Annotated in this window: 18 protein-coding genes; 9 read left to right on the top strand and 9 right to left on the bottom strand. The window is 71.3% G+C overall.

Annotated elements, in window-relative coordinates; genetic code table 11:
• Positions 1–133: 133 nt before the first annotated feature.
• Entirely contained in the window at positions 134–1,411 is a 1,278-nt protein-coding gene (locus OG432_RS19950; protein ID WP_328312316.1) for a hypothetical protein, read from the bottom strand.
• 450 nt (positions 1,412–1,861) lie between these two features.
• On the opposite strand from OG432_RS19950, the gene OG432_RS19945 reads away from it, so the two are divergent.
• From OG432_RS19945 to OG432_RS19935, 3 genes are all read left to right on the top strand, one after another.
• On the top strand, positions 1,862–3,022 hold the full coding sequence (locus OG432_RS19945; protein WP_328312315.1) for a low temperature requirement protein A: 1,161 nt from the start codon (positions 1,862–1,864) through the stop codon (positions 3,020–3,022).
• Positions 3,023–3,175: 153 nt separating this feature from the next.
• A complete protein-coding gene (locus tag OG432_RS19940; protein WP_328312314.1) occupies positions 3,176–3,763 on the top strand; it encodes a histidine phosphatase family protein in 588 nt (195 codons plus the stop codon).
• A gap of 136 nt (positions 3,764–3,899) precedes the next feature.
• Complete coding sequence (locus OG432_RS19935) at positions 3,900–4,277, top strand: VOC family protein (RefSeq protein WP_328312313.1); 378 nt, start codon at positions 3,900–3,902, stop codon at positions 4,275–4,277.
• Positions 4,278–4,358: 81 nt separating this feature from the next.
• Here OG432_RS19935 and OG432_RS19930 read toward each other — a convergent pair whose 3' ends face one another.
• The gene (locus OG432_RS19930) at positions 4,359–4,559 is read right to left on the bottom strand and encodes a hypothetical protein (protein WP_328312312.1); all 201 of its coding nucleotides are present in this window, start codon (positions 4,557–4,559) and stop codon (positions 4,359–4,361) included.
• Positions 4,559–4,759: a hypothetical protein gene (locus tag OG432_RS19925; RefSeq protein ID WP_328312311.1), complete on the bottom strand. Its 201-nt coding sequence runs from the start codon at positions 4,757–4,759 to the stop codon at positions 4,559–4,561. The genes OG432_RS19930 and OG432_RS19925 overlap by 1 nt, the downstream gene beginning before the upstream one ends.
• A 136-nt stretch (positions 4,760–4,895) precedes the next feature.
• Between OG432_RS19925 and OG432_RS19920 the strand changes: the two genes are divergently transcribed.
• The 4 genes from OG432_RS19920 (at position 4,896) to OG432_RS19905 (ending at position 9,458) form a co-directional block, all read left to right on the top strand.
• Complete coding sequence (locus tag OG432_RS19920) at positions 4,896–5,936, top strand: helix-turn-helix domain-containing protein (RefSeq protein WP_328312310.1); 1,041 nt, start codon at positions 4,896–4,898, stop codon at positions 5,934–5,936.
• Positions 5,937–5,988: 52 nt separating this feature from the next.
• Positions 5,989–7,044, top strand: a complete 1,056-nt coding sequence (locus OG432_RS19915) for a P1 family peptidase (RefSeq protein ID WP_443058418.1) — start codon at positions 5,989–5,991, stop codon at positions 7,042–7,044.
• 112 nt (positions 7,045–7,156) lie between these two features.
• The gene (locus OG432_RS19910; RefSeq protein ID WP_328312308.1) at positions 7,157–8,458 is read left to right on the top strand and encodes a L,D-transpeptidase; all 1,302 of its coding nucleotides are present in this window, start codon (positions 7,157–7,159) and stop codon (positions 8,456–8,458) included.
• A 166-nt stretch (positions 8,459–8,624) separates the two neighbouring features.
• Positions 8,625–9,458, top strand: coding sequence for a DUF6227 family protein (locus OG432_RS19905; RefSeq protein WP_443058417.1), 834 nt, complete (start codon positions 8,625–8,627; stop codon positions 9,456–9,458).
• A 31-nt stretch (positions 9,459–9,489) separates the two neighbouring features.
• Here the strand turns inward: OG432_RS19905 and OG432_RS19900 are convergent, their stop codons facing one another.
• A complete protein-coding gene (locus OG432_RS19900; protein ID WP_328312307.1) occupies positions 9,490–9,744 on the bottom strand; it encodes a hypothetical protein in 255 nt (84 codons plus the stop codon).
• 162 nt (positions 9,745–9,906) lie between these two features.
• Between OG432_RS19900 and OG432_RS19895 the strand changes: the two genes are divergently transcribed.
• A complete protein-coding gene (locus OG432_RS19895; protein ID WP_328312306.1) occupies positions 9,907–10,149 on the top strand; it encodes a hypothetical protein in 243 nt (80 codons plus the stop codon).
• Positions 10,150–10,196: 47 nt separating this feature from the next.
• Here OG432_RS19895 and pfkB read toward each other — a convergent pair whose 3' ends face one another.
• From pfkB to OG432_RS19880, 3 genes are all read right to left on the bottom strand, one after another.
• Entirely contained in the window at positions 10,197–11,147 is a 951-nt protein-coding gene (pfkB, locus tag OG432_RS19890) for a 1-phosphofructokinase (protein WP_328312305.1), read from the bottom strand.
• A complete protein-coding gene (locus OG432_RS19885) occupies positions 11,144–11,905 on the bottom strand; it encodes a DeoR/GlpR family DNA-binding transcription regulator (protein WP_328312304.1) in 762 nt (253 codons plus the stop codon). Before OG432_RS19885 ends, pfkB begins: the two co-directional genes overlap by 4 nt.
• A 185-nt stretch (positions 11,906–12,090) precedes the next feature.
• Complete coding sequence (locus OG432_RS19880; protein ID WP_328312303.1) at positions 12,091–13,620, bottom strand: MFS transporter; 1,530 nt, start codon at positions 13,618–13,620, stop codon at positions 12,091–12,093.
• Positions 13,621–13,683: 63 nt separating this feature from the next.
• On the opposite strand from OG432_RS19880, the gene OG432_RS19875 reads away from it, so the two are divergent.
• The gene (locus tag OG432_RS19875) at positions 13,684–14,676 is read left to right on the top strand and encodes a helix-turn-helix transcriptional regulator (RefSeq protein WP_328312302.1); all 993 of its coding nucleotides are present in this window, start codon (positions 13,684–13,686) and stop codon (positions 14,674–14,676) included.
• A 190-nt stretch (positions 14,677–14,866) separates the two neighbouring features.
• On the opposite strand, the gene OG432_RS19870 is transcribed toward OG432_RS19875, so the two are convergent.
• Positions 14,867–15,865 (bottom strand): sigma-70 family RNA polymerase sigma factor, encoded by a 999-nt coding sequence (locus tag OG432_RS19870; protein ID WP_328312301.1) that lies wholly within the window; start codon positions 15,863–15,865, stop codon positions 14,867–14,869.
• A gap of 390 nt (positions 15,866–16,255) precedes the next feature.
• A complete protein-coding gene (locus tag OG432_RS19865) occupies positions 16,256–17,041 on the bottom strand; it encodes a DODA-type extradiol aromatic ring-opening family dioxygenase (protein WP_328312300.1) in 786 nt (261 codons plus the stop codon).
• Positions 17,042–17,119: the final 78 nt, after the last annotated feature.

Here is a 17,119-nt window from a genome sequence, read left to right as displayed (position 1 = left end):
GGTCCACTTTCGGGTGCGGGCCGTGCGTGGCTGCTCGCGCAGTTCTCCGCATCTCTTGAAGGTGTGCTGCCGCGCTGCCCCAGCCCGGGGCCGGCCGTGCGACGCCGCCTTCGCCTCGCCGGAACCGCTCGACTCACCGCAGGTGGCGCAGGAAGACGTCGCTCACCCCGTTGCCGTCGTTGGGTACGAGATTGTTCGCCGTGCTGTCGAACACCGCCGTGCGCCCGGCCAGATCGACGCTGAAACTCAGGGTGAACTCGCCGGCCTGCGTCCCGCCTGACGCGACGTTGACGCGATCCACCGCGCCCGTACGCAGATCGCGTACGAAGAGGTCCTCGACGCCGTTGGTGTCGCCCGGCACCAGGTTGGAGGCGGCCGAAGTGAAGAACGCCCGCCGGTTGTCGGCGCTCATGGCCACGTGGCCATAGGAGATGTCGTTGGGCTGGGCGCCGTCGGCCGCCATGCTCAGTCGCCGGGTCGCGCCCGTGCACAGATCCGTGGCGAAGGCGTCCGCGGTGCCGTTGGTGTCGCCGGGGACGATGTCGCTGTTGGTGCTCATGAACAACGCATAGCGCCCGTCGGGACTCAAGCCGATGTCCGTGAGGACCGCCAGCTGCGAGCCGGTGCGGGTGTGCGCGGCCAGCTGGGTGCGGCCGGTCCGCAGGTCGTGCGCGTAGAACACGCGGGCCCGCGGCCGCGCCAGCGCATCCTCGTCGGTGCCCGCTTGGGGGGTGAGGTTGGACGCCCTGCTCTTGAACCCGACCCGGCTGCCGTCGGCACTGATCACCGGGGAGATGGAGTACTCGTCCGCCTGCGTTCCGTCGGAGGCGACGCTGACGCGTTTGACGGTACCCCGCCACCGGTCCTTCACGAACACGTCTTGTGCCGCGTTGGTGTCTCCGGTCACCAGGTCGGTGCGCGAGGAGACGAAGGCGACGAACCTGCCGTCCGCGCTGATCGATGGCTCACCGTCCTCCACGCGCTCCTGCGGCCGGTCCCTGATGAGGAGGTCGGTGCGCCCCGTCCAGCGATCGCGTACGTACACCTCGGTACTGCCGGTGGGGTTGCCGCCGGGGACGAGGTTCGTGGCGTCCGAGCTGAAGACGACGTACCGGCCGTTGGCGCTGATCGCAGCGTCCGAGACGAAGCCGTTGGCCGGTGTTCCGTCGAGGGCCACGTTGATCCGATCGACCCTGCCGGTGCGCAGCTCCTTCACGAAGGGGCCGCCCTTCGAGGCGTCGCCGGGAATCAGGTTGTCGGCCTGTGAGCCGAAGACGACGAAGCGGCCGTCACCGCTGATCACCCCCTCCCCCGACTCGCCGTTGGCCTCCGTACCGTCGGCGGCGACACTCACCCGCTCGGTGCGCACGCGCTGCCCGTCCGCCGCGGCGGCCGTCGGCAGAACCAGCACCGCGCAGGTCCCCAGGACAGCCGCGGCGACGGCCGTTCGTCTTAAGTGGCGCATGTAAGTCCCCTTGCTGGAGCGTGAGTTGACGTTCGAGCAGCGGCGGCCCAGCGTGAGCCGCTGCCGGGGTCAGCAGCCAACCGTGAGCCGTTGCCGGGGTCAATGGGGGGACTGGATGAATCCGGCTGGCACTCCGCGTGAACGGCCTGCGCCCACAGTTGGGGCACCGCCGGGCTCGGCCGCCGCGGGCATCGCCGTACGGTCGGTGTCCGCGTCGCCGGTCAGCCGGACTCGCACAGCCAACCGCTGCCGGGCCGGCGGCACCCGGCGGCACGCCGTACCGGCCCCGATCGCCGATCACTCCCTGCTCGCACGCCTTGTGCTGAACCGGTACGAATCAGTGCGGCCGGAGGTGTTGGCCGCCCAGCCCCCCACCCCGTCTGGTGTGCTGTGCGCATGCCACGCATGACCGCACGCAGCCGCCACGAGGGCCATCGCGCCTCGACCCCGCTAGAGCTGTTCTTCGACCTGTGTTTCGTCGTCGCCGTAGCCCAGGCCGGAGCCCGGCTCGTCCACGCCCTCGCGGAGGGCCACGTGGGCACGGGTATCGCCGGTTACGCGGCGGTCTTCTTCGCGATCTGGTGGGCGTGGATGAACTTCACGTGGTTCGCCTCCGCGTACGACACCGACGACGCCCTGTACCGGGTCGTGACCCTCGTACAGATCACCGGCGTGCTGATCCTGGCGGCGGGCGTGCCCCGCGCCTTCGACAGCGGTGACTTCACGATCGCCGTGATCGGCTACATCGTGATGCGACTCGCCCTGACCAGCCAGTGGCTGCGCGCCGCCATGTCCTGCCAGGACCGGGCCGAGCGCGCGATGTGCCTGCGGTACGCGGCCGGGCTCGTGGTGTGCCAAGTGGGCTGGGTCGTCATGCTGTTCGTGCCCGACTCGGCCCGCACCTGGTTCTTCCCGCTGCTCGCCCTCGCCGAGCTGTCCGTACCGATGGTCGCCGAGCATGTGCACACCACCACCTGGCATCCGCACCACATCGCCGAGCGGTACGGCCTGTTCACGCTGATCGTGCTCGGCGAGACGGTGTCGGCGGCGACCATCGCCGTCCAGGAAGCCCTCGACGAACACGACGAACTCGGCGATCTGCTGCCGCTCGCCGCAGGCGGGCTGCTCATCGTGTTCGCCGCGTGGTGGATCTATTTCGCGGCACCCATCCACGACCACCTGACCTCCAACCGGCAGGCCTTCGTGTGGGGTTACGGTCATTACGTGGTGCTCGCGTCGGCGGCGGCGATCGGCGCGGGCATGGAGGTGGCGATCGAGCAGACCGTCGGCAAGGCCCCCATCTCGGCGAACGCGGCGGCATCGGCGGTGACGGTCCCGGCCGCGCTGTTCCTCCTGACGGTATGGCTCCTCCACTCCCGCCACTTCAAGCGGGGCAGAGCGCAGCAACTGGTGCTGCCCGTAGCGGCGTTGGCGATCGTCGCCTGCACGTTCGCGGGCCACACGGCGGTACCGCTGGCCGGGGTGGTGGCCGCGCTGACGGTGGCGATCGGCTGGACCCTGAACCGTCTGCGCCCCGAGGCCACGACCACGTCGTGACGCCGAAGCCGGCACGGACACGGACACCGACACCGACACCGACACCGACACCGATGACGATGACGATGACGATGACGATGCCCAATGAGCCCAACTCCCTTCCTGATCGATGCCCTTGAGTGCGAAACCCGAGCTCGGCCAACCTGCGCGCCCATGGGTGAACTCATAGTGATCCGCCATGGTCAGACCGAGTGGAGCCTGACAGGCCAGCATGCGGGCCGGACCGACGTCCCCCTGACCGCGGCGGGCGAGGCGGCGGCCCGTGCCCTCGCTCCGAGGCTGGCCGGCCGTCGCCTGGTGGCCGTGTTCAGCAGTCCGCTGAGCCGCGCCCTGCGGACCGCCGAGCTGGCCGGCCTCACCGACGCCAAGCCCGACCCCGACCTGGTGGAGTGGGACTACGGCGGCTACGAGGGCCTGTCCGCGGAGCAGATCCGCGCGACGCGTCCGGGCTGGGACCTCTGGCGCGACGGTGTGATCCCGGGCGACGCCGACCACCCCGGTGAGCAGCTCGACCAGGTGGCAGCCCGCACCGACGCGGCCCTGTCCCGCATCCGTCCGCTCCTGAGCGAGGGCGACGTGGCCGTCGTCGCCCACGGCCACCTGGCCCGCATCCTGACCGTGCGCTGGCTCGGCCTGCCCCCGCCCGAGAGCCGCCTCCTGGGCCACCCCCACCCGGGCACGCTCAGCTTCCTCACCACGGAGGACGACCAGCCGGTCATCTCCGCCTGGAACGTGCCGTAGCCGGAGCCCGTGCACGAGAAAAGGATCTTTTCCGCGCGCGCCTCCTCCGGTACGGTCGCGGAGTTGTCTTCGCTGCCGGAAGCCCCAAGAGGCGTGCGCACGGCCGCGGGCCCGCCGACTGAGAGCAGGATCCTTCATGGCATGTCGTATCGGTGAGCTCGTGCTCGGTTGCCGCGACCCCGAACTGCTGGCGCGGTTCTGGTGCGAGGTCCTGGACTACGTCGTGGTGGACCGCACGGAGGGCTGCGTGGAGATCGGCACGCCGGAAGGGTTCGGCGGTCCGCAGCCCACGATCTTCTTCAGCGTCCGGGACGAGCCGGAGCCGGGCAAGTCCCGGCTGCACATCGACGTCAACCCCACCGACCGCGACCAGGACGCCGAGCTCGAACGCCTCCTGAAGCTCGGTGCCCGCCCGGCCGACATCGGCCAGACCGAGGACACGTCGTGGCACGTCCTTGCCGACCCCGAGGGCAACGAGTTCTGCCTGCTCAAGGCCCGCATCAAGCCGCTCTGACACGCGGCCGGGACTCACCGTGCCCGCGGCTGCGGCGCCCCCGCAGCCGCAGCCGCACCAGGCGGCTGGAGCGCCCCACGGTCAGAGCCCCTGCCCCGGCTCCCCCGGGTGACGAGGGTGTGCCCGCACCTCGCGGGACGCCTCGTACCGCTCCGTCTGATCGCCCGCCTTCTCCGCCTCGGCGAGTCGTCGTATGGCTCGTGCGCAGCCGTCGCATCCGTCGACGGGTTCGGCCCAGTACAGCCACGCGTCCAGGCTCGCCGAGGGCTGTACGGCCCACATCAGCGCTCACCGCCGACGGGGGTGCCGTACATCTCGGCGCGCCGGAGTTCGGGTTCGGTGGGCGGACGAAGGCGGTGCGGTGCGACGGCCCATTCCCGGCCGCCACCGGGGGGCCGCAGAAACACCGACCCGGCGTGCCGGCTGACGATTTCCCCGACCCGCCCCGTGTCCACGTCGACCGCATACCGTCCACGCTTCATATCGCTTACCTCCGTGCTGCGCTCCGCCCCTCGTTCGGGGCGGATTTCCCTGGCAACGCTCAACTTGCCTGCCAGGTCGCTAGGTTGGGAGTGGTCAGGGCTCTAAGAGCACGAATTAGAGAGGAGTGATGGCCCCGTGACGAACCCACGACCGGAGCCAGAACTCTCCCCAGCGTGGTTTCTGGGGCAGGAAGTCCTCCGGCTGCGCCGTGCCCTGGGCTGGCCGCAGGCCAAGCTGGCGGACAAGGCGCACATGGCCGTGTCCCGGATCGGGCAGATCGAGAACGCCACGATTCCGGCGACGCTCGACAACGCCAAGGACCTCGATGCGGCGCTGGGGACGGACGGGATCCTGGAACGCCTGATGATCCTGGTGGACAACCCGCCCGCCATTCCGGACTGGCTCGCCCTGTTCATCGGGTTCGAGGGTCGGGCCGTGAGCATCAGCGAGTACCAACCGATGGCCGTACCCGGGCTACTGCAGACCGAGGCCTACGCCCGAGAGCTGTTGACCATGGGGCGACTGGGCCGTATAGGGCATGCCGACGCCATCGACATTCAGCTTGCAGCACGCCTGAGGCGTCAGGAGATCATCAACAGAACACAGCCACCCGCACTGTGGTTCATCGTCGAGGAGTCTCTGCTCCGTCGTCCCGTCGGTGGCCCCCTCGTCATGGCGGCTCAGTTGGGACACATGGTCACCATGTCCGAGCACCCGGCCGTGAACCTTCAGGTACTTCCTGAAGCGATCGGCGCACACCCCGCCCTGGGCGGCGCGCTCACGGTCCTTGCGCTTCCGGAAAGGGCCAACGTCGCTTATCTGGAAGGTTCCTCCAGTGGTCAACTCTTCGAGGAAGCACCAGCCGTGGCCCGCTATGGACTGATCTACGATCACCTCCAAGCGCACGCTCTCACGCCCCGTGAGTCGGTCGCCCTGCTTCGACTCGCACAGGAGGACATGATCGAGATGAGCAAAACACACCCGCAACACGACTTGGCCGGGGCCGACTTCCGCAAGTCGACGCGCAGCAATACCGAAGGACAATGCGTCGAGGTAGCCCTGAACCTTGCTGCCGTGGTTCCAGTGCGTGACTCGAAGTTCTCCATGGAACAAAGCCCCACCCTGACCACCACTCCCGCCGCCTGGGCGGCCTTCGTCGCGGGGCTGAAGGGCTAGCCGGGCTCACGGTCCAGCGGGGCACACCCGGGATCGGCCGGGCGTGGTAGGCATGACCCCCATGACCGCCATGCCCCCCGCGACCACCAACTCCCTCACCGACGTGCCCGGGTTCCGGGTCGGGCACGCGGCCGTACCCGGGCCCGGCGCGCTGAGCGGGACCACCGTCGTGCTCGCTCCGCCCGGCGGCGCGGTCGCCGGCGTCGCGGTGCGCGGGGGCGGGCCCGGCACGCGCGAGACCGACGCGCTCGATCCGAAGAACGTCGTCGAGCGCATCGACGCCGTCGTCCTGACCGGCGGCAGCGCGTTCGGGCTCGACGCGGCCGGCGGGGTCATGGCCTGGCTTGAGGAGCAGGGGCGCGGGGTGCGGGTGGGGCCCGAGCCGCACCAGGTCGTGCCGGTCGTGCCCGCGGCCTGCGTGTTCGATCTGGGGCGGGGTGGTGCGTGGCGGGCACGGCCCGATGCCTCGGTGGGGCGGGCCGCGGCGGAGGCGGCCGGGACCGAGGTCGCCGAGGGGAACGTGGGGGCCGGGACCGGCGCCGTGGTCGGCGGGGTCAAGGGCGGGGTCGGCACCGCGAGCGTCCGGCTCGCCTCGGGGGCCACGGTCGCGGCGCTCGCCGTGGTCAACGCCGTCGGCTCGCCGGTCGATCCGCACACCGGGGTGCTGTACGGGGAGTACGGGGCGGGACCCCTGCGCATCCCCGCCGCCGATGTGCACGCGGCGGCGCAGGAGCGGATCGCCCGCTCCCGCGAGCGCATGGGGCTTCCGCCGCTCAACACCACGCTCGCCGTCGTCGCCACCGACGCGCCGCTCAGCCGGCCACAGGCGCTGAAGCTCGCCGAGACCTCGCACGACGGCCTGGCCCGCGCGATCCGTCCCGTCCACCTGATGCACGACGGGGACACCGTGTTCGCCCTGGCGAGCGGCGCACACGGCTCCCCCGGGAACGGGCCGTTGAGCCCCGAGGAGCTGAACGAGGTGCTGGCCGCGGGGGCGGACGTCGTGGCGCGTGCGATCGTGCGGGGCGTGCGCGCGGCCGAGAGCATCGATGGACGCGAAGGTCCCGGGGGGACATTCCCCTCTTATAGGGATCTGTACGGGAGTTGAGGCCCGAAGACCGGCGAATGTGACCGCCGTCACATTCGGCTCTCGCAACCGCTGCGCCCATTTGGGTGCTCTATGCCCGTACTGGATTCAATTCGCAGTACATCACGCAGACATGGAGCAGCCCGTGACACCGCCGGCGTCGGACAACGCAGCGCAGCCTCAGCAGTTCAGCACCCCGCGCACCGCGCGTCCGCATGCCCGGCGTCGTGTCCGGCTGATCGCCGGTGCGGCCGGCCTGCTCGTCGGCGCGCTCGCGCTGACCGCCTGCGGCGGCGACGCCAAGGCGAGCGACGACGGCGCCAAGAACGGCAAGGGCTCGGACGCCGCGGCCGCCAAGGACGCCTCCACGCTGAAGATCACCATCTCGGCGAAGGACGGCTCCACCAACGCCTCCATCAACGACGTCGCCGTCACGGCGGACGGCGGCAAGCTCTCCGACGTGACGATGACCGAGGCGCAGGGCGGCAAGGCCGTGGCCGGCACGCTCGCCGCCGACGGGCTCTCCTGGAAGCCGACCGGCAAGGTCGAGCGCGGCACCCAGTACAAGATCACGGCGAACGGCAAGGACGACAAGGGCCGGCCCGCGACGGAGAACTCGCAGTTCACCACCGTCTCGGCCAAGGACAGCTTCATCGGCACCTACACCCCCGACGACGGCTCCACGGTCGGCGTCGGCATGCCGGTGTCCTTCACCTTCAACAAGGCGATCACCAACAAGAAGGACGTCCTCTCCCACATCACGGTCACCAGCAGCAGCGGCCAGCAGGTCGTCGGGCACTGGTTCAACTCCCAGCGCCTGGACTTCCGGCCCGAGGAGTACTGGAAGGCCGGGTCCAAGGTGACGATGAAGATCGACCTGGACAAGGTCGAGGGCGCCAAGGGCATCTACGGCGTACAGAAGAAGGACGTCACCTTCACCATCGGCCGCAACCAGGTCTCCACCGTCGACGTGAAGACGCAGAAGATGACCGTCCAGCAGGACGGCCAGACCGTCAAGACGATCCCCGTCTCCACCGGCAGCGCCGCGCACCCCACGTACAACGGACAGATGGTGATCTCCGAGAAGTTCACGCAGACCCGGATGAACGGCGACAGCGTGGGCTTCGGCGGCGAGTACGACATCAAGGACGTGCCGCACGCGATGCGCCTGTCCACCTCCGGCACCTTCATCCACGGCAACTACTGGGGTGACCCCTCGGTGTTCGGCAACGAGGGCACCAGCCACGGCTGCGTCGGCATGCGGGACGTGAAGGGTGCCTCCGGTGACACCACGGCCAAGTGGATGTTCGACCACAGCCTCGTCGGCGACGTCGTCATCGTGAAGGGCTCGCCCGACAAGACCATCGCCCCGGACAACGGCCTCAACGGCTGGAACCTGTCGTGGGCGCAGTGGACGGCGGACAGCGCCAGCTGACCCGCTCCACCAACTCCCCTTCCACAGACGGAAGTTCACCGGCCGGTAACCCAAACATGGGGTGCCGGCCGGAAAAGTTTCGGCCATGCCCACTGCGCGATCGGCCCTCAGGGGCTACGTTGAGCACCTTCTACGTGACCAACAGCGACGGCCAGGAGAAGCCTTGGTGCTCCATGTGCCCCACCCGCTCGACGGCGAGCGCGGCCCCGGCGACGAATCGGCCCAGGAACAGCTGGCCGCACTGCTCGGGCGGGCCCTGAACTCCTTCGACCTGCCGGACGAGCTCGTCGAGCGCCTCGACTCCGCGATGGCGCACACCACTTCGCTCCACTCGTCCCTGCACACCTCGACGGCGGCCCCGGAAGGCCACCGCCTGAGCCGCGAGACCTACCGGCACTGCTACCTGCTCGTCGACGGCACCACCGTCACCCTGTGGGAGGTGGCCCACCACGACGGCCGCGCCTACACGCACGAGGTGTATTCGGCCGAGGAAGAGGCCCGCATCGCCGCCGCCCGGCTGCGCCGCAAGCACCTCGCGGCGGACGCGCCGCCCGGCATGGACGACGAATGCGCCGATCTCCAGGGCCTCGACGACTGCTGGGAGGCCGGGCTCGGCCCCGACGCCCTCGCGGGCCACGGGCGCCCCACCTCGGGCACGGGGCTCCTCCACCCGTACGCACCCGACAACTCCGCCGACCACGCGCGGCGGTTGCTGCGCCGGGCCGAGAACCGGGACCGGCCCGGCCGTCGCACCGCGCTGCGGCTGCGGGCGGCGCACGCGCACTGGATCAGCCAGGCCTTCGGCAGCCACTGCCGCTCGGCCGGCCACGACGCGGCGTTCACGCTGTACGAGCACGCGTTCCTGCTGCTCGACGGCAGCGAGCTGAGCCTGTGGGAAGTCGAGCACACGGCGACGCCGGACGGCCGTCACATGTGCGAGGTGTACGGCAGCGAGCAGGCGGCCAGAACCGCCATGGAGCGCCGTGCACGCGTGAGTTGACGGCACGCGCACCCGCCTCGCCCGTCTGCGGTCAGGAGCGGCGCGGGTCCAGCTGACGCATCAGGCCCACGAAGGCGGCCCGCTCGGCCTCGGTGAGGGCCACCGTTTCCTCGGCGGGCGGCCCGGCCTGCCGGCCCACCGCCCGCAGCGGGCGCATCGCCCGCCACTCCGCCCGGTCGGCGCGCTCCCGGCGCAGCACGCGAACCAGTCCGACGACCCAGGCGACACTCGCCGCAGCGAGGACGGAGAGGCCTATCTGCTGAATGATCGTGATGTTCTGAGCCACGCGCCCAGTAGACAACACCGCCGGGCCTTACGGCAGGGGGTGCCGGGACTTTGGTCCCCAAGTGGTACATGTCACGTCATGACAGGCGATGACGCCCGGCACCGGCGGTACCGGGGCGACGGCGCTCGGACGCCCCGCCGACCTGCCGGTACGCTCCCTGGCATGAGTCCCTGGCCGCCGGAACTGGATCCGCTGCCCGAGCCCGAGCCCGTGTTCACTCCGGAGATCACCGAGGCGGACTGCCGCAAGTGCGGCACCCGCGTGGCGGGGCTCGACGGGCGTTACGCGTGCGGCGTGTGCGGGTGGACCAACGACTGGTCGGAGGGGCATCGCCCCCTGCCGAGCGGCGAGGACGACCCCGACTACCCGGGGCCCGAGGGGCCCGGCAATCGTCTGACGCGCTGAAGCCCCTGAGGGCCCCGAAGCCCCTTGGGAGCTTCCCGGGTCAGGGGTCAGGAGGCGGGCGCCCGCAGCGGGCGGTCCACGGGGACGGCTTCCGTGACCGTGACCGACGCCGGGGCGAGGTCGGCCGGGGCGGGCATCACACTGCCGGGGAGGCGGACCGCGGCCGCGCCGTGGGCGACGGCCGCGGCCAGGGCCCGGGGGCCCTCGCCGCCCGCCGTGAGGAACCCGGCGAGCGAGGCGTCGCCCGCGCCGACAGTGCTGCGTACGGCGTCGACGGCCGCGCAGGCGAAATAGGTGCCCGACGCGGTGACGAGCAGCTGGCCGTCCACGCCGAGGCTCGCGAGCACGGCGCCCGCACCCGACTCCCGCATGTCCTGGGCCGCTTGGACGGCGTCGCCGACGGTGGCGAGCGGGCGGCCGACGGCGCGGGCGAGTTCCTCCGCGTTGGGCTTGACCACGTCGGGGCGTTCGCGCAGCGCGGCGACGAGACAGGGCCCCGAGGTGTCGAGGGCGACCCGGGCTCCGGCCGCGCGGGCGCGGGCGACGAGGTCGGCGTACCACGGGGGCCCGAGGCCCGGCGGCAGGCTGCCGCAGCAGGCGATCCAGTCGGCGCGCGCGGAGTGCTCGCGGACCGTGGCGAGCAGCAACTCGCTTTCCCCCGCGCTCAGTTCGGGGCCCGGGGCGTTGATCTTCGTCAGGGAGCCGTCGGGTTCGACGACCGCGATGTTGGACCGGGTGCGCCCGGCCACGGGCACGACGGCGACCTCGATCCCTTCGGCGGCGAGCAGCTCGGCGACGAGCGCGCCGGGGGCCCCGCCGAGCGGCAGCACGGCGAGCGTGCGGTGCCCGGCGGCGGCGACGGCGCGCGAGACGTTGACGCCCTTGCCGCCCGGGTCGACGCGCTCGCCGGTGGCGCGCAGCACCGCACCCCGGCGCAGGCCCGGGACCTCATAGGTGCGGTCGAGGCTGGGGTTGGGGGTGACGGTCAGGATGTTCATACGGTGACCACGGACGTGCCGGCGGCCTCGATGACGGCGACGTCCTCGGGGGCGAGCCCGCGGTCGGTGATCAGGACGTGCACGTCGGCCATGTCCGCGAAGCGGGCGAAGTGTTCCTGCCCGTGCTTGGTGGAATCGGCGAGCAGGACGACGCGGCGGGCGGCGCCGATCGCGGCGCGCTTGACGGCGGACTCGGCGAGGTCGGGGGTGGTGAGGCCGTGGGCTGCGCAGAAGCCGTTGGCGCCGAGGAAGATGACGTCGGCGCGGATCTCTCCGTATGCGCGCAGCGCCCAGGCGTCCACGGCGGCCCGGGTGCGGTGGCGGATCCGGCCGCCGACGAGGTGGAGGTCGATGGCGGGGTGGTCGGCGAGCCGGGCCGCGACGGGCAGGGCATGGGTGACGAGGGTGAGACCGCTCTCCAGGGGCAGCTCGGCGGCGAACCGGGCGATGGTCGATCCGGCGTCGAGGATGACGCTGCCTTCGGTGGGGAGTTCGGCGAGGGCGGCGCGGGCGATGCGGTGCTTCTCGTCGGCGGCGGTGGACTCCCGCTCGGCGAGGTCGGGTTCGAAGTCGAGCCGCCCGGCCGGGATGGCGCCGCCGTGCACCCGGCGGACAAGCCCTGCCCGGTCGAGTGCCTTCAGGTCACGCCGTACGGTCTCGGCGGTGACCTGGAAGGTCTCGGCGAGCGAGAGCACGTCCACGCGCCCGCTCTCCCGCGCGATCCGTAGGATCTCCTGCTGCCGCTCCGGTGCGTACACGTTTGATTACGTCCGTTCCCTGCCCGAACTTGTGGTTGCTCAGCCAGGTTACGACCGTGAGCTCGTTCCGTACGTCGATCGGTGGACCCCGCGGGCACAAACGGGCTTCGGCCGTGGTGATCTTTCCCACGGCGCGGACACACGGGCGAGCCGCCCCCGCCGAGACGGGGGCGGCTCGCCCGGCTTCAGCCGACCGGCTGCGCCTCCTTGGTCAGGTCCAGCGGCTCGGGCTCCTCCACCGCGCCCTCGACGTGCTGCTTGGGGCGGGCCGGCAGCGCGAACATCACCAGGAAGATCACCGCGAGGACTCCGGCGACGTACCAGAGCGAGTGCTGGAACCCGTCGACGAACGCCTGGTTCAGGCGCGGCGGCGCGAGACCATCGTTGATGGAGCCGAAGAAGACGACGGAGACCAGGCCGAGGCCGAGCGCGTTGCCCATCTGCTGCACGGTGTTGATGAGCCCGGACGCGGACCCCGAGTGTTCCTTGGGGACCTCCGAGAGCACCGCGTCGGTGATCGGGGCGACGATGAGGCCCATGCCGAGACCCATCACGACCAGCGGGAGCGCCATCTGCCAGGGGGCGATGGCCAGGCCGTAGTGGCCGGCCTCCCAGATGTAGATCAGCAGGCCGGCCGCCATCGTGAGGGCGCCCGCCTGGAGGACCTTGCGGCCGAAGCGGGGGACGAGCTTCTGCACCGACAGGCCGGCCGCCACCGAGACCGCGATGGAGAACGGCACGCCCGTCAGGCCGGCGCGCAGGGCGCTCCAGCCGAGGCCCATCTGCATGTAGAGCGTCCACACCAGGAAGAAGATGCCGAGCGCTACGCCGAACGTGGCCTGCACGGCGATGCCCGCGGCGAAGCTCTTCACCTTGAACAGCGACAGCTCGATGAGCGGCGAGCCGTCCCGGGCCGCCTTCATCCGCTCGTACGCCACGAGACCTGCGAAGACCACGACGCTGCCGGCCATCGAGAGGTAGCCCCACAGCGGCCAGCCGAGCTCGCGGCCGCGGGTCAGCGGGTAGAGCAGCATGAGCAGGCCGAGCGTCACCAGGACGACACCGACGAGGTCGAGCCTGAGGGCCCGGGGCGCCTTGGACTCGCGGATGAACTTGGTGCCGAGGATCAGGCCCGCGACGCCGACCGGCAGGTTGATCAGGAAGATCGGGCGCCATTCGAGGCCGAAGAGGTTCCACTCGGTGAGCAGGGCGCCGAGCAGCGGACCGGCGACCGCGCCGAGGCCGACGACCGCGCCGAACAGGCCGAACACCTTGCCGCGCTCGTGCGCGGGGAAGGTGGCGTGGACGATCGAGAGGACCTGCGGCACCATCATGGCGGCCATCGCGCCCTGAAGGATGCGCGAGGCGACGAGCATCTCGGGACTGGCGGCGAAGCCGCACAGCGCGGAGGCCAGCGTGAAGCCGCCGATGCCGAGCAGGAACAGCTTCTTGCGGCCGTGGATGTCGCCGAGGCGGCCGCCGGTGATCAGGCCCGCGGCGAACGCGAGCGCGTAGCCGGCGGTTATCCACTGGATCGAGGAGAAGCTCGCCCCGGTGTCCTTCTGGATGGACGGGATGGCGATGTTGACGATCGTGACGTCGACCAGGTCCATGAAGGCCGCGGTCATCACGATGGCCAGGGCGAACCACCGGCGGCGGTCGGCTGCGGCGCTCGCCGCGGCCTCTGGGGTACTGCTGGTCGTGGTGGAAGTCATGAGAGGAAACTAGACGCCGTATAGGTCAAGGTGTGTCCTCATTGACCGGGCATCCTGGACGGCATGACGGACACCCCGGCACGGCTGCTGCAACTGCTGTCCCTGCTCCAGACTCCGCGCGAGTGGCCCGGCGGCGAGCTCGCCGACCGGCTCGGGGTCTCCCGACGCACGGTGCGGCGCGACATCGACCGGCTGCGCGAGCTCGGCTATCCCGTGCAGGCGGCGCGCGGCGCCGACGGCGGGTACCGGCTCGTCGCGGGCAAGGCGATGCCGCCGCTGGTCCTGGACGACGAGGAGGCGGTGGCGATCGCCGTCGGCCTGCGGGCGGGCGCGGGCCATGCGGTGGACGGCGTGGAGGAGGCCTCGGTGCGGGCCCTGGCCAAGCTGGAGCAGGTGCTGCCCTCGCGCCTGCGCCGCCGTGTCGCGAACCTCCAGGCGGCCACGATGCCGCTGTCCGGCGCCTGGCGCGGCGACGGCGCCACCGTGGATCCGCGCACCCTGACCACCCTGGCCTCCGCCGTCACCGGCGAGGAGCGGCTGCGGTTCGGCTACGTCTCCGGCGACGGCACCGCCAGCAAGCGCCTGGCCGAGCCGTACCGCCTGGTCTCCACGGGGCGCCGGTGGTACCTGGTGGCGTACGACGTGGAGCGCGGCGACTGGCGCACGTTCCGGGTCGACCGGATCACCGAGCCGTTCGCGACCGGGGCGCGGTTCGCGCCGCGCGAGCTGCCCGAGGCGAACGCGGCGGAGTTCGTACGGGCCTCGATGAACCGGCTCCGGCCCGCTCAGCCCGTCCTGGAGATCGACGTCACCTTCGAGGCCCCGGCCGACTTCGTGACGGCCCGCCTGCCCGCATCCCTGGGCGCGCCCGAGCCGCTGGACGCGGGGCGCTGCCGGCTGCGCACCACGTGCACCGACTCCCTGGAGTGGGTGGCGCTGCGGCTCGCCCTGGCGGACTGCGAGTTCACCGTCGACGGGCCGCCGGCGATGACCACGTATCTGCACGACTTGGGCGAGCGCCTGATCCGGGCGACCCCGACTGCGCCGGACGAGTGAGCCCGGCAGAACCGGGGCGCCCGGGGGCGACCGGGACGGACCCCGGACATCGCGCGGGAGCGGGCCCGCGAAAGGCGGGAGCGGGCCCGGAAAAGGGAGGGGCCCCGACACCAGGGGGGGAAGGTGCCGGGGCCGGGAGCCCCAGCACCAGGGGGGGGAGGGTGCCGGAGCTCGTCTTGGGGGGCGGGGCCTAGGCCGCCGCGTCGAAACCCGTGTCTCGAGCCATCTTCTTCAGTTCGAGCAGGGCATGCTTCTCGATCTGCCGGATCCGTTCACGGGTCAGCCCGTGTTCCTTACCGACTTCTGTCAGCGTACGCTCCCGGCCGTCGTCAATGCCGTAACGCATCTTGATGATCGAGGCGGTTCGCTGGTCGAGCTTGCCGATCAGGTCGTCCAGCTCCTCGCTGCGCAGCAGTGTGAGCACCGACTGCTCGGGCGAGATCGCGGAGGTGTCTTCGAGCAGGTCGCCGAACTGGGTCTCGCCCTGGTCGTCGACCGGCATGTTCAGGGAGACCGGGTCACGCGCCCAGTCGAGCACGTCACCGACACGCGCGGGCGTGGAGCCCAGCTCCGCGGCGATCTCCGTGTGCTCGGGGTCCCGGCCGTTCTCCCGGTTGAACTCGCGCTGGATCCGGCGGATGCGGCCCAGCTCCTCCACGAGGTGCACGGGCAGGCGGATGGTGCGGGACTGGTCGGCGATGGAGCGGGTGATGGCCTGGCGGATCCACCAGGTCGCGTACGTGGAGAACTTGAATCCCTTGGCGTAGTCGAACTTCTCGACCGCGCGCACCAGGCCGGCGTTGCCCTCCTGGATGAGGTCGAGCAGCGGGAGACCGGCCCTCGGGTAGCGGCGGGCCACGGCTACGACGAGGCGGAGGTTGGATCGGATGAACAGGTCCTTGGCACGCTCGCCGGCGGCGTACAACGCCTCCAGCTCCTCGCGCGAGGCTCCTGCCGCCTTGCTCTCCACCTCCCCGTCGAGGATCTGGCGTGCGTACACACCGGCCTCGATGGTCTGGGAGAGCTCGACCTCCTTGGCGGCATCGAGCAGCGGCGTACGCGCGATTTCGTCGAGGTACATACCGACCAGGTCGCGGTCGGCGATCTCACCGCTGACTGCGCGGACCCTGCTTCCCGACTCTGAACCGCCGGTGGCGGACTGTCGGCGGGCGACGGCGCGGGTTGCCATGCGTGCTCCCTTACTGAGTGGTCGCGACACCCTCCCGGGTGCCCTGCATCCGATGGAAACAACGGCTGGAATCCGGACAGAATTCCCGACCCGCCCATCGATTTTCGTGATCATGCAGTATCCTGTCGCGCCACGAGCGGGGCACAGGTGCCGCAGGGACGCACAGAGGTGCAGGTCAGAGCCGGTACGGAGGCCATTCGGGTGCCCGCCCGGGTCCTTTACAAGCTCTTCACCCGTGAGACCGCCATCACATGCGCCACAGCCGCCTTCACCGGGCCGAAGCCGCCCACCGCCGCACCGCCACCCCTGAAGACGGCTCGCCCCGCCTTCCGGTTGCTTGCGATGCCCGATTTGTCGGACGCGACCCGCGCCCGGCACCCCGCCCCCGCCTCAGCCGTACTGCACCGACCGCTTCGCGAGCCCCATCCAGAACCCGTCGATGACGCTGCGCGCCCCGCCCGGCTCGCCCTCGCTCGCGCCCATCGTCACGAACAGCGGGGCGAAGTGCTCGGTGCGGGGGTGGGCGAGGCGCCCGGCCGGGGCCTTGTGCTCGAAGTCGAGCAGGGCGTCCACATCGGCGGCGGCGAGCGCCCGCGCGCCCCAGTCGTCGAACTCGGCCGACCAGCTGGGCACTTGGCCGCCGGGGTGGCGCAGCGCGGCCAGGTTGTGCGTGAAGAAGCCGCTGCCGACGATCAGTACGCCCTCGTCGCGCAGCGGCGCGAGCGTGCGGCCGATGTCGTAGAGCTTGCGGGGGTCGAGGGTCGGCAGGGAGATCTGCAACACCGGGATGTCGGCGTCGGGGAACATCTCCACCAGCGGCACGTACGCGCCGTGGTCGAGCCCGCGGTCCGGGATGTCCTGCACGGGCATGCCGGGCGCGCGCACCAACTTCCGCACGGAGTCGGCGAGCCGGGGCGCGCCGGGCGCCGCGTAGCCCACGCGGTAGTAGTGCTCGGGGAAGCCCCAGAAGTCGTACACGAGCGGGACCGTCTCGGTGGCGCCGAGTGCGAGCGGGGCCTCCTCCCAGTGCGCGGAGACCATGAGGATCGACGTGGGCCGGGGCAGGTCCGCCGACCACGCGGCCAGCTCGGCGGGCCACAGCGGGTCGTCCGCGAGCGGCGGGGCGCCGTGGGAGAGGTACAGGGCGGGCATGCGCTCGGGGCGGGCGACGGTCATGGCGGACTCTCCGGCTCGTTCACGGGCCGGCCGGGCGGGTCTGACGGCCGGCTGTTGCTTGAAATCTCAAGCAAGCTT

It is taken from the genome of Streptomyces sp. NBC_00442 (assembly GCF_036014195.1).
GTDB lineage: Bacteria > Actinomycetota > Actinomycetes > Streptomycetales > Streptomycetaceae > Streptomyces.
The sequence above is the reverse complement of the archived record's forward strand: the minus strand, read 5'-3'. Positions and strand labels throughout refer to the sequence as shown.

Bases quoted from the DNA above. Each gene is read 5' to 3' on its own strand.
- OG432_RS19935 (WP_328312313.1), top strand. From the start codon at position 3,900: ATGGCATGTCGTATCGGTGAGCTCGTGCTCGGTTGCCGCGACCCCGAA.
- OG432_RS19940 (WP_328312314.1), top strand. From the start codon at position 3,176: ATGGGTGAACTCATAGTGATCCGCCATGGTCAGACCGAGTGGAGCCTG.
- OG432_RS19945 (WP_328312315.1), top strand. From the start codon at position 1,862: ATGCCACGCATGACCGCACGCAGCCGCCACGAGGGCCATCGCGCCTCG.
- pfkB (WP_328312305.1), bottom strand. From the start codon at position 11,147: ATGAACATCCTGACCGTCACCCCCAACCCCAGCCTCGACCGCACCTAT.
- OG432_RS19915 (WP_443058418.1), top strand. From the start codon at position 5,989: ATGACCCCCATGACCGCCATGCCCCCCGCGACCACCAACTCCCTCACC.
- OG432_RS19875 (WP_328312302.1), top strand. From the start codon at position 13,684: ATGACGGACACCCCGGCACGGCTGCTGCAACTGCTGTCCCTGCTCCAG.
- OG432_RS19930 (WP_328312312.1), bottom strand. From the start codon at position 4,559: ATGTGGGCCGTACAGCCCTCGGCGAGCCTGGACGCGTGGCTGTACTGG.
- OG432_RS19925 (WP_328312311.1), bottom strand. From the start codon at position 4,759: ATGAAGCGTGGACGGTATGCGGTCGACGTGGACACGGGGCGGGTCGGG.
- OG432_RS19880 (WP_328312303.1), bottom strand. From the start codon at position 13,620: ATGACTTCCACCACGACCAGCAGTACCCCAGAGGCCGCGGCGAGCGCC.
- OG432_RS19870 (WP_328312301.1), bottom strand. From the start codon at position 15,865: ATGGCAACCCGCGCCGTCGCCCGCCGACAGTCCGCCACCGGCGGTTCA.
- OG432_RS19895 (WP_328312306.1), top strand. From the start codon at position 9,907: ATGAGTCCCTGGCCGCCGGAACTGGATCCGCTGCCCGAGCCCGAGCCC.
- OG432_RS19865 (WP_328312300.1), bottom strand. From the start codon at position 17,041: ATGACCGTCGCCCGCCCCGAGCGCATGCCCGCCCTGTACCTCTCCCAC.
- OG432_RS19910 (WP_328312308.1), top strand. From the start codon at position 7,157: ATGGAGCAGCCCGTGACACCGCCGGCGTCGGACAACGCAGCGCAGCCT.